Source organism: Pseudomonas sp. PH1b (assembly GCF_000633395.1).
In the GTDB taxonomy this organism is placed as follows: domain Bacteria; phylum Pseudomonadota; class Gammaproteobacteria; order Pseudomonadales; family Pseudomonadaceae; genus Aquipseudomonas.
Genome location: NZ_AYMU01000002.1, coordinates 530,392 through 545,526 on the forward strand (window position 1 = coordinate 530,392; position 15,135 = coordinate 545,526).

General features: G+C 62.6%; 13 protein-coding genes. 6 read left to right on the top strand and 7 right to left on the bottom strand.

Annotation, left to right across the window (positions count from 1 at the left end; genetic code table 11):
- Positions 1–46: 46 nt before the first annotated feature.
- Positions 47–814 (bottom strand): class III extradiol ring-cleavage dioxygenase, encoded by a 768-nt coding sequence (locus tag U873_RS0105065; RefSeq protein WP_025127198.1) that lies wholly within the window; start codon positions 812–814, stop codon positions 47–49.
- Between the two features lie 102 nt (positions 815–916).
- Here U873_RS0105065 and U873_RS0105070 point away from each other — a divergent pair, with 102 nt between their 5' ends.
- Positions 917–1,582, top strand: coding sequence for a thiopurine S-methyltransferase (locus U873_RS0105070; RefSeq protein ID WP_025127199.1), 666 nt, complete (start codon positions 917–919; stop codon positions 1,580–1,582).
- Positions 1,583–1,652: 70 nt separating this feature from the next.
- Here U873_RS0105070 and htpX read toward each other — a convergent pair whose 3' ends face one another.
- Both htpX and U873_RS0105080 read right to left on the bottom strand, forming a co-directional pair.
- A complete protein-coding gene (gene htpX / locus U873_RS0105075) occupies positions 1,653–2,540 on the bottom strand; it encodes a protease HtpX (RefSeq protein ID WP_025127200.1) in 888 nt (295 codons plus the stop codon).
- Positions 2,541–2,843: 303 nt separating this feature from the next.
- Positions 2,844–4,055 carry a pyridoxal phosphate-dependent aminotransferase gene (locus U873_RS0105080; RefSeq protein WP_025127201.1) on the bottom strand — a complete coding sequence of 404 codons (1,212 nt, stop codon included), beginning with the start codon at positions 4,053–4,055 and terminating at the stop codon, positions 2,844–2,846.
- A gap of 224 nt (positions 4,056–4,279) precedes the next feature.
- Here U873_RS0105080 and msrB point away from each other — a divergent pair, with 224 nt between their 5' ends.
- From msrB to U873_RS0105095, 3 genes are all read left to right on the top strand, one after another.
- Positions 4,280–4,672, top strand: coding sequence for a peptide-methionine (R)-S-oxide reductase MsrB (gene msrB / locus U873_RS0105085; RefSeq protein WP_025127202.1), 393 nt, complete (start codon positions 4,280–4,282; stop codon positions 4,670–4,672).
- A 102-nt stretch (positions 4,673–4,774) separates the two neighbouring features.
- A complete protein-coding gene (locus U873_RS0105090; RefSeq protein WP_025127203.1) occupies positions 4,775–5,260 on the top strand; it encodes a glutathione peroxidase in 486 nt (161 codons plus the stop codon).
- Positions 5,257–5,718: a MarR family winged helix-turn-helix transcriptional regulator gene (locus tag U873_RS0105095; protein WP_025127204.1), complete on the top strand. Its 462-nt coding sequence runs from the start codon at positions 5,257–5,259 to the stop codon at positions 5,716–5,718. Before U873_RS0105090 ends, U873_RS0105095 begins: the two co-directional genes overlap by 4 nt.
- On the opposite strand, the gene U873_RS0105100 is transcribed toward U873_RS0105095, so the two are convergent.
- The gene (locus U873_RS0105100) at positions 5,702–8,023 is read right to left on the bottom strand and encodes a response regulator (RefSeq protein ID WP_025127205.1); all 2,322 of its coding nucleotides are present in this window, start codon (positions 8,021–8,023) and stop codon (positions 5,702–5,704) included. The genes U873_RS0105095 and U873_RS0105100 overlap by 17 nt on opposite strands.
- Positions 8,024–8,188: 165 nt before the next feature.
- Between U873_RS0105100 and U873_RS0105105 the strand changes: the two genes are divergently transcribed.
- Together U873_RS0105105 and U873_RS0105110 are read left to right on the top strand one after the other, a co-directional pair.
- Positions 8,189–9,079: an ATP-binding protein gene (locus tag U873_RS0105105; protein WP_025127206.1), complete on the top strand. Its 891-nt coding sequence runs from the start codon at positions 8,189–8,191 to the stop codon at positions 9,077–9,079.
- Positions 9,076–9,558 (top strand): GAF domain-containing protein, encoded by a 483-nt coding sequence (locus U873_RS0105110; RefSeq protein ID WP_025127207.1) that lies wholly within the window; start codon positions 9,076–9,078, stop codon positions 9,556–9,558. The genes U873_RS0105105 and U873_RS0105110 overlap by 4 nt, the downstream gene beginning before the upstream one ends.
- A 6-nt stretch (positions 9,559–9,564) precedes the next feature.
- On the opposite strand, the gene U873_RS0105115 is transcribed toward U873_RS0105110, so the two are convergent.
- The 3 genes from U873_RS0105115 to U873_RS0105125 form a co-directional block, all read right to left on the bottom strand.
- On the bottom strand, positions 9,565–12,513 hold the full coding sequence (locus U873_RS0105115) for an HD domain-containing phosphohydrolase (protein ID WP_025127208.1): 2,949 nt from the start codon (positions 12,511–12,513) through the stop codon (positions 9,565–9,567).
- A 180-nt stretch (positions 12,514–12,693) separates the two neighbouring features.
- Positions 12,694–14,421 (bottom strand): response regulator, encoded by a 1,728-nt coding sequence (locus tag U873_RS0105120; protein ID WP_025127209.1) that lies wholly within the window; start codon positions 14,419–14,421, stop codon positions 12,694–12,696.
- A 43-nt stretch (positions 14,422–14,464) separates the two neighbouring features.
- Positions 14,465–15,091, bottom strand: coding sequence for a response regulator transcription factor (locus U873_RS0105125; RefSeq protein ID WP_025127210.1), 627 nt, complete (start codon positions 15,089–15,091; stop codon positions 14,465–14,467).
- Positions 15,092–15,135 lie beyond the last annotated feature (44 nt).

Here is a 15,135-nt window from a genome sequence, read left to right on the forward strand (position 1 = left end):
ATAAAAAATCCCCGACTGGTTCGGGGATTTTTTTGCCTGCGATATTTCAGTCGAAGCGATAGATGTCCATGCCCAACGCGCCCAGGGTGAAGCCCTGGTGGGCGACGCTGAAGTCCCCACCCGCTCCCCGGGCGAAGTACAACGGCAGCAGGTGTTCATCGCTGGGGTGGCTGCGCACGGCGTGGGGTGCCTGGTGGCGATAGTCGTGCAGGGCTGGCTCATCGTTGGCCGCCAGTTTTTCGATCATCCAGTCACGAAAGGCCTTGGCCCAGGGCTCGACGCTCTCCGGGCCGGCGTGCCAGTCCAGTTCTCGCAGGTTGTGGGTGATGCTGCCGGAGCCGATCAGCAACACACCCTGTTCCCGCAGGCTGGCCAGGGCGTGGCCGATGCGGGTCTGCAGGGCTGGCCCCTGGCGGCTGGGCAGTGACAGCTGAACGACCGGGATGTCCGCCTGCGGGTACATCAGTGACAACGGCACCCAGGTGCCATGATCGAAAGGCCGTTGGTTGTCGAGTTGTGCCGGCAGGCCGTCGGCCTTGAGCAGTTGCACCACCTGCGCCGCCAGGTCGGGGTTTCCCGGGGCTGGGTATTGCACGGCGAACAGGGCCGGCGGAAAACCGCCGAAGTCGTGCCAGGTTTGCGGGTGTGGGTGGGCGCTGACCCGCAGATCCTGGCTTTCCCAGTGGGCCGAAACCACTAGGATCGCCTTGGGGCGGGGCAGTTGCGCTGCCAGGCGAGCCAGTGCCGGGCCGCTTTCACCGGGTTCCAGGGCCAGCATGGGAGAACCATGGGAAATGAACAGGCTAGGGAGCATGAAGGGCGTCCTGAAGGTTAAGATGCGCCATCTTCAATCAGATCATTGATCTAAATCTAATATAAGTTTTAGCGCTTTTTGATCGAAATTTAAGGACAACTCATGCAAGCGGACTTTTGGCACAAGCGCTGGGAACGCGATCAGATCGGCTTTCACCAGGCAGAGGTGAATCCCTACCTGCAACAGTACTGGCCGGCTCTCGGCCTAGCGGCGAATAGCCGGGTGCTGGTGCCCTTGTGCGGCAAGAGCCTGGATCTGCTCTGGCTCGCCGACCAGGGGTTCAGGGTGCTGGGCATCGAGTTGGCGGAAAAGGCCGTAGAGGATTTCTTTCTTGAGCACGGTCTGCAGCCACGGATCAGCCAGCAAGGGGTCTTCAAGGTCTACGCCCATGGTCGAATCCAGCTTTGGTGTGGCGATTTCTTTGCCTTGACCGCCGAGGACATTGCCGATTGCACGGCGCTGTACGATCGTGCGGCGATGATTGCCTTGCCGCCAGACATGCGCCAGCGCTACGCCGCCCATGTGAATAGCCTGCTGCCCGAAGGCAGCCAGGGGCTGTTGATCGTTCTGGACTACGATCAATCCAGGCTGGACGGACCGCCGTTTGCAGTGCTCGACGATGAGGTCGAGCGGCAATTTGGCACTCATTGGCAGCTGACTGTCGAGGTTGAGCGCGACATTCTCGACGAGAGCTGGAAGTCTCTTCAGGCCGGGCTCACGCGACTGGTGGAGCGGGTCTATCGGCTGGGTAGGAAAGGCGTCCGCTAAGCGTACGTTTATCCGTGGCCATGCAAAAGGGCGACTCGCGTCGCCCTTTTGGGTGTTGCCTTATGGCTGGTCAACCGCGACGACGCAGGGCGTCGATACGCTCTTCCAGCGGCGGGTGGCTCATGAACATGCGAGCCAGGCCCTGCTTGATGCCACCGTTGATGCCGAAGGCATTCAGGGTGTCGGGCATGTGTACCGGCAGGCCCTGTTCCGAACGCAGGCGCTGCAGGGCGCCGATCATCGCGTTGGTGCCGGCCAGGCGGGCACCGGCTTCGTCGGCACGGAACTCGCGTTTGCGCGAGAACCACATGACGATGGCGCTGGCGAGGATGCCCAGGACCAGTTCGGCGAAGATGGTCGCTACGTAGTAGGCCATGCCCTGGCCTTCTTCGTTCTTGAAGATCACCTTGTCGACGAAGTTGCCGATGATCCGCGCGAAGAACATCACGAAGGTGTTCACCACGCCCTGGATCAGCGCCAGGGTCACCATGTCGCCGTTGGCGACGTGGCCGATCTCGTGAGCCAGCACCGCTTTCACTTCATCGGGTGAGAAGCGCTCCAGCAGGCCCTGGCTGACCGCCACCAGGGCGTCGTTCTTGTTCCAGCCGGTGGCAAAGGCGTTGGCCTCGTAGGCTGGGAAAATGCCCACCTCGGGCATCTTGATCCCGGCTTCGCGGGACAGTTGCTCAACGGTTTGCAACAACCACTGCTCATGGCGGGTGCGCGGTTGAGTGATGATCTGCGTGCTGGTGCTCATCTTCGCCATCCACTTGGAGATGAACAGCGAGAACAGCGAACCGGCAAAACCAAAGACCGCACAGAAAATCAGCAGCTGATTGAGGTTCAGATCAACCCCATTGGCCGCCATGAACCCGTTGAAGCCGAAGAGGCTCAGGGTAATGCTGGCAATCAGCACGACCGCAAGGTTAGTGGCCAAAAACAGCAGGATTCGCATCATGGTTGTAGAAATCTCCTCAAGCTAAAGATGTCGCGTACTGCGGGGTATATAAGGTGCGGCAACGGGCTATTCAATACGGCTTCTATTTCAAACTGTGTCGCATAGGCCGAGTCTAGACGCTTGCATTGCAGCGTCATGACCAATCGCGAGACGCCGTCATCCCCTGGCTGCCGTGCAGACCTTGTGACAGTGGGGTGGACGGAAAGTGCAAGCTTATAGAAGGGGGCTGGGGCAGGGCAGCGAAGATGTGTTGCTGAATTAATCGCAGTGCGATCGTTCAAGGATCGCACTGCGATATCGGGGCTATTGGCGGTAGGACTTGAGGAAGCTGCCGATCCGGCCGATGGCCTGCTCCAGGTCATCCACCCGCGGCAGGGTGACCACGCGGAAGTGGTCCGGCCACGGCCAGTTGAAGGCGGTGCCCTGTACCACCAGGAGTTTTTCCGACAGCAGCAGGTCAAGGACGAATTTCTCGTCGTTGTGGATCGGACAGACCTTCGGATCGATCCGCGGGAAGGCATACAGCGCGCCCATGGGTTTCACGCAGCTGACGCCGGGAATGTCGTTGAGCAACTCCCAGGTGCGGTTGCGTTGCTCCAGCAGCCGGCCGGGCGGCAGCACCAGGTCGTTGATGCTCTGGTAGCCGCCCAGTGCAGTCTGGATTGCATGCTGGCTCGGCACGTTGGCGCACAGGCGCATGTTGGCCAGCATGTCGATGCCTTCGATGTAGCTCTGGGCGTGGTGCTTGGGACCGGAGATCGCCACCCAGCCGGAACGGAAACCGGCCACTCGATAGGACTTGGACAGGCCGTTGAAGGTCAGGCACAGCAGGTCCGGGGCCAGGGAGGCGGTGCAGATATGCACGGCGTCATCGTAGAGGATCTTGTCGTAGATCTCGTCCGAGAACACCACCAGGTTGTGCTGGCGGGCCAGTTCCAGCATGCCCAGCAGCACTTCCTTGGGGTACACCGCACCGGTGGGGTTGTTCGGGTTGATGATCACCAGGGCCTTGGTGTTCGGGGTGATCTTGGCCTTGATGTCGGCCAGGTCCGGCCACCAGTTGGCCTGCTCGTCGCACAGGTAGTGCACCGGGTTGCCGCCGGCCAGGCTCACTGCCGCGGTCCACAGCGGGTAGTCGGGGGCCGGGACCAGCACTTCGTCGCCATTGTTGAGCAGGGCCTGCATGGCCATCACGATCAGCTCGGAGACGCCGTTGCCCAGGTAGATGTCTTCAATGCCGATGCCTTCCACCTGCTTTTGCTGGTAGTACTGCATCACGGCCTTGCGCGCACTGAACAGGCCCTTGGAGTCGCTGTAGCCCTGGGCGGTAGGCAGGTTGCGGATCACGTCCTGGAGAATCTCGTCCGGCGCTTCGAAACCAAAAGGCGCCGGATTGCCGATGTTCAGCTTGAGGATGCGATGGCCTTCCTCTTCCAGGCGTTTGGCGTGCTTGAGCACTGGGCCGCGAATGTCATAACAGACGTTGGCGAGCTTGTTCGATTTGCTGACCTGCATGGCAATGTGTTCCCGAAAATGAACGATCCAGGCGGAGGATGAACTACCGTACTGGGAATCCTGCCGTGTCACACCGGCGTGTAGCCCGCACCGGCTGCGGCAAAATCCGTTTGAATGGGTGTAACGCGGCTGCCAGACTGACGTCTGACGAGGCGCAATCATACGTGCCGCCCGATCCGTGGAAAAGACACAGATCGGGCTTTTTCCGTTGCAGAGGAAGGACCATGGAAAAGCTGGAAAAAACCCTGGAAGAATGGCGGGCGATGCTCGATCCGGAGCAGTACAACGTCTGCCGGCTCAAGGGCACCGAACGGCCCTTCTCGGGCAAGTACAACGGCACCAAGACCGATGGGGTCTATCACTGCATCTGCTGCAATGAGCCGTTGTTCGACTCCTCGGCCAAGTTTGACTCGGGCTGCGGCTGGCCGAGCTTCTACCAGCCCATTGCCGACAGCGCGATGATCGAGATCCGCGACATCAGCCACGGGATGATCCGTACCGAAGTGGTCTGCGCCAAATGTGATGCCCACCTGGGCCACGTATTCCCCGATGGCCCGCCACCCACCGGCTTGCGCTACTGCATCAACTCGGTGTGCCTGGACCTGGTGCCTCGCTGAGGCGGAGGCGACTCTTGGGAGTCGCCTTTCGTCCATTTAAATTGCACACAATCTAATTGGGCGCTATTTTTGTTGCCTCTTTCCACGAATGGAGCCGCTGCCATGACCGATGCCCTGCTGACTATTCCCTGCACCACCATCAAGGGTGAGCACAAGACCCTCGCGGACTTCGCCGGCAAGGCGGTGCTGGTGGTCAATACCGCCAGCAAATGCGGCTTTACCCCTCAATACAAGGGGCTTGAAGAACTCTGGCAGACCTACAAGGACCAGGGACTGGTGGTGCTGGGCTTCCCCTGCAACCAGTTCGGCAAGCAGGAACCGGGCAATGAAGGGGCGATCTCCGAATTCTGCGAACTGAACTACGGCGTGAGTTTCCCGCTGTTCAAGAAGGTCGAGGTCAATGGCAGCGATGCCCACCCATTGTTCGTCCAGTTGAAGAAGCGTGCCCCCGGGGTCCTGGGCTCCCAGGGCATCAAGTGGAATTTCACCAAGTTCCTGATCGGCCGGGACGGCCAGCTGGTCAAGCGCTTCGCTCCGGCCACCAAGCCTCAGGACCTGAGCCGCGAGATCGAAGCCCTGCTCAAATGAACAGCGTGTCCGTGGATGCCCTGAAGCTCGATTCCCAGCTGTGCTTCAAGCTGTACGCTGCCTCGCGGGCGGTGGTCCGGGGCTACAAGCCGATGCTCGATCGCCTGGGCCTGACCTACCCGCAATACCTGGTGATGCTGGTGCTCTGGGAGTGGCAGGCAGCGCCGCCGACGCTGCCTACGGTCAAGGCCCTGGGCGAGCGCCTGGCCCTGGACTCCGGCACCTTGACGCCCTTGCTCAAGCGCCTGGAACAGCTGCAGTTGGTGCAGCGCCGGCGTTCCGGGCGCGATGAGCGCGAGGTGCACCTGAGCCTGAGTGATGCCGGCCTGGCCCTGCGCGATCAGGTGCCGCCGCTCAAGGCGGCGCTGCTGTGCGAAAGCGGGGTCGACCTGAACAGCCTGGACCAGTTGCGTGACGGTCTCGATCACCTGTTGCAACAGATCAGAGCCTTGTCGTAGTCGGCACCCACAGGTCCAGCAAGGCAATCAGCTCTTCACGGCGAAAGGGCTTGGCCAGGTAGTCGCTCATGCCGGCGGCGCGGCAGCGCTCGCGCTCTTCGGGCATGGCGTTGGCGGTCAGGGCAATGATCGGCAGGTCCGGCCAGCGTCCACTGCGGCGGATCTGCCGGCTGGCCTCGTATCCGTCCATGACCGGCATGTTGCAGTCCATCAGCACCAGGTCGAAGCCATGCTGCTCCAGCTGATTGAGGGCCTCTGCACCATGGGCGGCGACGGTCACCGCGCAACCGAGCTTGCTCAGCATGCCCTTGGCCACCAGTTGGTTCACCGGGTTGTCCTCCACCAGCAGGATGTTCGCCCGACGCAGCGGCGTCGGCATCTCCAGCTGCGCGTCGTTGAGGGTCACGGTCTGTCCCAGCAGCGAGCGCCGCAGGGTCTGGTACAGGGCGTTGCGCGCCAAAGGGCGGGCCTGCTGCTGCAACGGTGCCAGGGCGCTGGCTTCTTCGCTGGGCAGGAAACTGCCATAGGCGGTCACCAGCAGGATCGGCGCGGCGATGGCCGGGCGCAGGCCGAACAGGCACTCCGGGCAATCGGTGATCAGCAGGTCGGGGTTGATTCCGGCCAGGGAGTCTTCAATGTCGCAGCGCTGATAGTCGAGGCCCCAGCTGGGCAGCAGGCTGGCCAGCAGTTCGGCCAGGCCGCTGCCCACGTCAGTGATGGCGATGACCTTGCCGGACAGGGCAGGCGGGCTGGCCGCGGGGGTGTGGCACGGCAGGGGCAGGTCGGCGCAGAACTGGCTGCCAAAGCCGACTTCCGAACTGATGCTCAAGCGGCCGTTCATGGCTTCGCAGAGATTGTAGGTCAAGGCCAGGCCCAGGCCGGTGCCACCGTATTGGCGGGTGATGCCGGCGCCCGCCTGGGTATAAGGCTGGAAGATTCTGACCTGGGCCTCCTGGGCAATGCCGATGCCGGTGTCGCAGATCTCGATGCGCACGCCGTCGCCCAGGGTGCTCAGACGCACGTCGACGCGGCCGAAGCGGGTGAACTTGAGGGCGTTGGACAGCAGGTTGCTGACGATTTGCCGCACCCGCATCGGGTCGCCCAGCACCAGTGCGGGAAAGTCCGGGGCGATCAGGCAGGTCAGCTCGACACTGGCTGCGGCGTTTTGCGAGAGCAGGTTGGCGGTGTCCTCCACCAGCACCCCGAGGTCGAAGGGGATGCGCTCCAGCTCCAGCTGCCCGGCATCGAACTTGGACATGTCGAGAATATCGTTGAGCAGCTCCACCAGGACCTTGCCGGAGTCGTGGGCGATGGACAGCTGCTGGCGTTGCTCGGGGTTCAGCGGGCTGTCCAGGGACAGGGCGATCATTCCCAGCAGGCCGTTGAGCGGGGTGCGGATCTCGTGGCTCATGTTGGCCAGGAAGGCGGCACGGGCCTGGGCCATGTCGAGGGCGGTGCGTCGGGCGATTTCCAGTTCCTCGTTGGACTGGCTGAGCCGGGCATTGCTGGCCTTGAGTTCGGTGGTGCGGGCCGAGACGATGTTCTCCAGCTGCCCGAGGTACTCGGTCAGGCGGTTCTCGGCGTTGCGCCGCTGCTGGATTTCCGTGGCCATGATGTCGAACTGTTGGTTGGCGACCTTGACCAGCACCCCGACCTCGTCGTTTTCGTGGCCGGGGGGACAGTCCAGCTTGGCCTGTTGCGGGCTGCGCGGGTCACGACTGCTGAGTTCGCGGATCACCCCCACCAGGGGCTTGGTCAGCATCACGTAGAACAGCGCCAGAAGAATCCCGGTGAGGATCAGGCTGCGGGCGAAGCCGTTGATCAGGGTGATTTCGGCACGTTTGAGAAAGCGGCTGCCAAAGGCGTAGGTGTCGACATCCAGGTGCAGGGTGCCAAGGGACTCTTCAGGCAGGTGGCTCAGATACAGGCGGTCTTCGAATTGCCGGTCGGCGCCGAACAGGAAGTCGCTGATGGCGCGGTAGCGGCTTTGCTGCGCGGGCCGTTCGACATTGGCCAGCAGGGTATTGTTGTTGTCGATCAGTTGCGCGCGAATGATCGCCGGGGAGCGCAGCAGGCCCAGGGTCAGTTCCTGAGCCAGCTCGGAGTCGATGTTGTAGGCAATGCGCGAGGCCGGGTTGTGGCTGATTTCCAGCAATGAGTGGATTTCACGATTGATGGAGGCGTCTTCGCTGGCATAATCGATGCCGATTTGCAGCAGACTGAGCGCGGTCCCCAGAATGAAACCCACCAGCACGGTGAGCCGGGCCTGTTTATAGGACAGGCGGTTGGTGAACTTGATATCCATGGGGGGCTGAACCACTTTCGTTTCCCTTCGCTGCGCAAGCATAGCTGATCATCTTTGGTTGCCGGCCTGGCCTGGCAGCAGCTGATAAGGCGATAGACCCTGGGATCAGGACTGCGTTTCGTCTGTGTGCCGCATCATTACCCTGAACGTGCCTGAGGAAAAGTCGTGGATGCCCGATTGATTGCATTTCTTGAACGTGCCGATGCGGTCCTGGCCCGGATCGAACCCCTGTTGCCTACCCAGCGCCAGACCATCGACTGGGACCAGTGCCTGGCTGCCCGCTGGCAGCGTGAGGGGCGCAACGGCTTCCTGTTGCCTCTGGAAGTCAGCCTGGACATGCGCCTGAGCGACCTGATCGGGGTCGACAAGCAGCGCGAGCAACTGGCACGCAACACTCAACAGTTCCTCGACGGCATGCCGGCCAACCATGCCTTGCTCTGGGGCTCGCGTGGCACCGGTAAATCCTCCCTGGTGCGCGCCTTGCTGGCCGAGCATGCCAAGGGCGGCCTGCGCCTGATCGAGATCGAGCGTGACCACCTGGCGGACCTGCCGCGGGTGGTGGAGCAACTGGTCAAGCTGCCCCAGCGTTTCGTGCTGTTCTGCGACGACCTGTCCTTCGAGTCCGGCGAGGGCGATTACCGGGTACTCAAGAGCGTGCTCGACGGTTCCCTGGAGCAGGCACCGGAGAATGTGCTGCTGTACGCCACCTCGAACCGTCGGCACCTGGTACCGGAGAAGGAGAGCGACAACGAGAACTGGAAGCGTGTCGACGGCGAACTGCACCCCAGTGAGGCAGTAGAAGACAAGATTGCCCTTTCGGACCGTTTCGGCCTGTGGCTGTCGTTCTATCCCTTCACCCAGGAACACTTCCTCAACGTGGTCGAGCACTGGATCGGCGAGCTGGCGAGCAAGGCCGGCCTGAGCTGGCAGCGTGACGAGGCGCTGGACATCCTGGCAGTGCGCTGGGCCACCGGGCGCGGCAACCGCAATGGCCGGTGTGCCTATCAATTTGCCCGCTACTGGGTGGGCCTGCAGTTGTTGGAGCAAAAAGCATGATCGATCTGAAACACGCCGGCCAAGGTCTGGACGGCTACGGGCTGCTGTGTGCCCAGCTGGAGTCGCTGTTGGCCGACGAGCGCGACTTCATCGCCAATGCCGCGCAGTTCTCGGCCTTCCTGTTCAGCCAACTGGATCACCTGAACTGGGCCGGGTTCTACCTCAACCGCAACCAGGAACTGGTGCTCGGCCCCTTCCAGGGGCAGATTGCCTGCGTGCGGATCCCCTTCGGCCGTGGGGTTTGCGGCACGGCCGCGGCCACTCTGCAGACACAGCGGGTGGACGACGTGCATGCCTTTGCCGGGCACATAGCCTGTGACAGTGCGTCCAACAGCGAACTGGTGGTGCCGCTGGTCAAGGACGGTCGCTTGATTGGCGTGCTGGACCTGGACAGCCCGGAGCTGGCCCGCTTCAGCGAAGTGGACCAGGCCGGGATCGAACAGTTGGCGGCGATCTTCCTGCGCTTGAGCGATTGCTGAGTCCCTTCAGGTGGTCAGTCCGGCCTTTTTCAGCAGCGCTTGCTGATCCACCGGATCGATCTGTTGTGGCGTCAGGAAGCCCTCGGCGTAGCGCTGGTAGATCCGCTGCTCGATGAACAGCGCGAACAGTTGCGGATCGATGTGGGCGTCGCGGCACATCATGGCCATGATGTTCAGCGCTTCGCTCAGGGTCTTGCCCTTCTTGTAGGGGCGGTCCGCGGCGGTCAGGGCCTCGAAGATGTCGGCGATGGCCATCATCCGCGCCGGCAGGCTCATCTGCTCGCGCTTGAGCTGTTTCGGGTAGCCGCTGCCGTCCATTTTCTCGTGATGGCCGCCGGCGATCTCCGCCACGCTCTGCAAGTGGCTGGGGAAGGGCAGGTGTTCGAGCATGATGATGGTCTGCACGATGTGGTGGTTGATCACATAACGCTCTTCGGCGGTGAGTGTGCCGCGAGGGATGCTCAGGTTGTAGAGCTCACCGCGGTTGTACTTGTGCACCGGCACCTGGAGCTTGAAGCCCCAGGGGTTGTCGGGGGCGAGGACGTCCACGGCGCTGCGCTCCAGCAAGTGCTCGGGCCTGTCGGCCAGTAACGGTTCGAGTACCGGCAGGCTCGGTGCCGGGGTGCGTTGCTGGCGCTGATGTTCTTCCCAGGAAACCCCCAGGCGATCATCCAGGGTGCGGCTCCAGGTACGCCGGGCGATGCTCTGCAAGCGCTGCAGGTCGGCCTCGGCCATGAACTCCGTCCCCAGGTTGCAACGGGCGACAAAGGCAAAATCCTCATCCAGGGCCTGCAGGCGCGCCGTACGCTCGGCCGCCTGCTGCTCTTCCTCGGCGCCTTGGGCCAGGGCCTGCCAGTAGTCGATCCAGACGTCGCGCTTGAGCACCTCGAAGCGAGTGCGGATTTCGTGGATGCGGTCGTTCAGGGTTTCCAGCTTGGTGGCCTTGTCCACCACGTATTCCGGGGTCGTGACCTTGCCGCAATCATGCAGCCAGGAGGCTATGTGCAGGGCTTCCCATTCGTCCTCGGTGGGCTGGTAGTCGGCGAATCCTGGGGCCTGGCTGTCGGCGGCGGCCTGCGCCAGCATCAGCGTCAGGGCCGGTACCCGTTGGCAGTGCCCGCCGGTGTAGGGACTCTTGGCGTCGATGGCCCCGGCCAGCAACTGAATGAAGGAGTCGAGCAACTGCTTCTGCTTGTTCTGCAGGCGCTGGCTCTCGATGCACAGGGTCGCGGTCGCGGATACCGCCTGGATGAAGGCGATGCGGTCCGGGCTGAGCTTGTCCAGGTCGGCCTCGGCGCCACTGTCCACCAAAAACAGCAGGAGCATGCCCACGGTCTCGTGGTGCCGGTTGCGCAGGCGAATACCCACCAGGTGCGTGCTGGGACTGTCCAGGGCCAGCAGGATGCCTTGCAGGTCGCCAGCCTGGTCGAATCCCAGGGTGGTGACCACGCTGTCGCCACGGGTCAATTGCTGCAACCACTCGGGGGAGTCGCTGCTTGTCAGCCCCAGGGTCTCGATGGCAAAGGCGCTGAGGTCCTGGGGTTGCCCGTCGATGATCAGCCCGTGGGGCTCCAGGTGCGTGCCCTTGCTTTCGCAGAGGTAGATCAGGCCGGCCTGGGCCTGGGCGATCTTCACGGTTTCAAACAGCACCCGTTGCAGCAGCGGATCGAAGCGGGTCTCGGCGGAGAGGCTGGCGTTGATCTCGAAGAAGCTGGCCAGGGTGTCCTTCATCCGGGCCATGGACACACTCAATTGATCCACTTCCAGTACTGGCGAGCGGCGCGATACCGGGTAGTTGAAGTCGAAGCTGCGGATGGCGTCGGCTTCTTGCACCAGGGTGTGCAGCGGCCGCACCAGGATGCGTGAGATCAACCAGCCCAGGGGCAGGCACAGCAGCAGGGTGGCCAGGGTAATCAGCGCGCCTCGCCAGCGCAGCCGGTAGGCGTCGGCCAGCAGTTCGTCCTCGGGCACCAGCAAGGCCAATTGCAATCCGCCAGGACCGCCCTCGGCGATATGAGTGCTGGCAACGATCCAGCTGCGGTCCTGGACCTGCAAGTGGCCGTCCACGGTCTGGTCATGCAACAGCGCCGCGAGCATCGGGTTCAGGTCATTGCCCTTGATCAGGCGCGCGGTACGCTGCTCGGTCAGCAGCCTGCTGCTGTCGGGGTAGGCCACGACGTTGCCCTGATCGTCCAGCAAGGCCACTTCGGTGGTGGGGGTGACCCGGTGCTTGGCCAGGGTGGCGGACAGTTGTTCGAGGGTCAGGTCGGCGGCGAGGACCGCCATCTTGCCGCTGCGTCGGGCCAGGGTCGTGCCGACATTGAGGGTGGAATAGAACACATAGGGGCGGGTCGTGATCTGGTCGGTGTCACCCCGGGCGTTGACGAACCAGTCGCGGGTTCGCGGGTCGTAGCGCTCGTCGGGATGTTCCAGGTGCCCGACCTGCTGCAGGTCGATGTCATAGAACAGCGACTGTGAGTGCACCTGGCCGGTGCTGGCGTCGCGCTCGATGCTCCAGACTTCGAAGGCACTTTTTTCCGGGGCCTGGCGCTTGTCCCTGAGCTGGGCGGTGCGCAGGGGGCGCACCATGAAGAAGTCACCGTCGGCATAGCCTAGGTACAGCGAGGCCAGGTCGGGGTTGTCTGTCAGCGACTGGCTGAAGGGCTTGAGCAGTGCCAGGCGCTCAGCCAGGTTCGGCGCCTGGGCCGGCTGGGCGTGTGCCAGCAGGCTGAGCAGATGACGGATGGGTTCATAGGTGGATTTAAGGTCACTGCGCACATCCTGTTCGATGCGCTGGAAGAGTTTTTCACTGCTGCCGAGGATGATGCGGGTGGTCTGCTGGTAGTTGTAGATGCCCAGCACCACACCCGTCAGGAGCAGCAGCAGGGTGAACATCGCACTGATGTGGATGTGGAGAGGAAAGCGACGTTGTACGGGCGCTGGCGTGCTCGGCATTCCAATTCTCTCCAAAGGCACATGAGGCATGGCTCACGACCCAAGCATAGTTAAGCCAGGCACTCCCTGCCCTGACCTTGACTGGAGGGCAGGCCGGGCAAGCCATGGACGGGAGCTGCGGGGGTGGGGCGTGGCGATCAGATACTGGCCTTTTGATATTGATCTGGCAAGAGGGCCACATCATCCTCGATTGGTGGGGTTGGCGAGCCTTGCCGGGACGGCTTCAGGCAAGGCGCCAGGTACCAGATCGGGCGGTGGATGGGCCTCGATGTGCCGGTGCAGGGACTGGATGAACTGCACCAGGGCCAGGTCCAGCGTGCGGGTTGCGTCATTGATCTGTTCTGCCGCGGCCGGGTCCAGGCAGGCCAGTTCCAGGGATTGGCAGCCACGCTGCAGCGGGCCGGCGCCCACCATCAGTGCCGCCCCCTTGATCTTGTGGGCCAGTGCCGCCAGTTCTCGAGGGCTGTCACGGGGTGTGCGGCCCAGCAATTGTCGATCTTCGTGGCTGCACCTCAGCAGTTCCTCAAGCATGCGCAACCCGAGGGGTGGAACGCCCCGAGTCAGGGTGCGCAGGGCGTCAATGCTGAAACTGTCCGTTCTGGGCAGGGGGGCCAGGGACATCAATTGCTGGCTCAACAAGTGCAGGCCCAGAGGCTTGGACAGGCAGTCGAGCATCCCGGCCTCCCGGCAGCGCTGGACCGTGTGCGCAGCGGAGCAGGCGCTGCACCCTAGCAGGGTGACGGCGGGGCGCTGTTGCAGGTTTTCGCTGCGGCGTATGGCCCTGGCCAGTTGGTAGCCATTCATGATGGGCATGTTGCAATCGATGATCAGCAGGTCGAAGTCGCCGATCTTCCACAGCCGGTATGCGAGCAGCCCGTCCTCGGCACAGGTGACCCGATGCCCGAGCTGTTCCAGTTGTCCCTGCAGCAGCATCCGGTTTGCGGGATGGTCGTCCGCCACCAGGATATTCAGGGGCAGGTGCGGATGCGCCGGCAAGGCTTCCTTGGTGGGGATGGGGGGCATCACCTTGCCGGCCAGCGCCAGCCGGACCCGCGCTTCGCTGCCAGGGCCGTCGCGCCCGTGCAGGCTCAGGCTGCCGCCCATCTTCTGGCACAGGTGATGGCTGATGGGCAGGCCGAGCCCGGTGCTGTCCCGTGGAGACTGGTTTGCCGCATCGACCTGGGCGAAGGGGTGCAACAGAAGGTGGTGTCGCTGCTGCTCGGGGATGCCGATCCCGGTATCCAGCACTTGCAGGAGCAGGCTGAAATACCCTGGGTGTTCCTCGGGCAGCAATTGCAGCCTGATGCACACCTCTCCCTGGCGGGTGAATTTGATCGCGTTGCTCAACAGGTTGGACAGCACCTGTTTGAAGCGCAGGGCGTCCAATAGAACCAGGGGCTCGGGATCAGGCATCTCGAGTTCGAGATCGAGCCGGAGGGCTTTCTGTTGCGCCAGCACCTGGAACCTTTCCATCACCGAGCGGACGCTTTCTCCCAGGCTGGTCCATTCCTGCTTCAGCGACAGTTGCCCCGACTCGATCCGGGTGAGGTCCAGCAGGTCGCCCAGCAGCTCCCGCAGATCCCGGGCGGTGCCCAGGGCCAACTCCAGGGCCGAGCGATCGTCAGCATTCGCCGGGGTGCGTTGCACTACCCGTTCCAGCAGGCCGATGAAGGCATTCAGCGGGGTGCGGATTTCATGGCTGACAGTGCCCAGGAACTGGTTTTTCACTTGGTTGGCCTGCTCGACCTGCTGCTTTCCGGCCTCCAGTGTCTGCAGCACCCGGCGTGCGCTACGCAATGCCCGTTCCTGTTGGCGCAGCTGTCGGTACAGCCAGGCCAGGCCGAGCAAGACGGCCAATAGCGAGGCACACAGAGCGATCATGGCGGGTTGCAGGAAGATGTCCGTCATGACCGGCAGCCCCGGAGCGGCCTGGTGAACAGGGGTGGACCCTTCATATCAGCTCATTGCGCTTGGCCATATCCACCAGGACACTCATGGATGTGGTCGCCAGTTTCTGCATGATGCGCTTCTTGTAAGTACTGACCGTCTTATGGCTGAGAAACATGCCGCTGGCTATTTCCTTATTGGTTTGCCCCATGGCGAAAAGTTGCATGATCATCAACTCTCGATCATTCAGCGAGTTGAACTGGGCCAACTCCAAAGTTGCCCCGGGCGCTGCCCGAGTAGCGTGCAATGCCTGGCTGGGGAAGTAGTTGTAGCCACTGCAGATGGCCTTGATGGCGCTCAGTAACTCACTCAGGTCTTCCTGTTTGCAGACATAGCCGCTGGCCCCGGCGCGCATGCAGCGGTTGGCGAACAGCGCCGCCGACTGAGCCGTCAGGACCAGGGTTCGCAAGGGTTTGGGCATATTGCTGAAACGCTCCAGAAGCTCCATGCCATCGAGCTTGGGAATGCAGATGTCGAGAATGATCAGGTCCGGTTCGCACTCGCGGACCATTTGCAGCGCGTCAACTCCGTTATCGGTTTCTCCGATGATCTTGTATCGCTCGTGTTCCAGCAGAATACGGATGGCCAGACGTATGACGGGATGATCATCAATGATAAATACCGAGTGCATGCGGGCCTCTTGCCAACCGATAGAAAGTTCGAACAGTAGCCCAG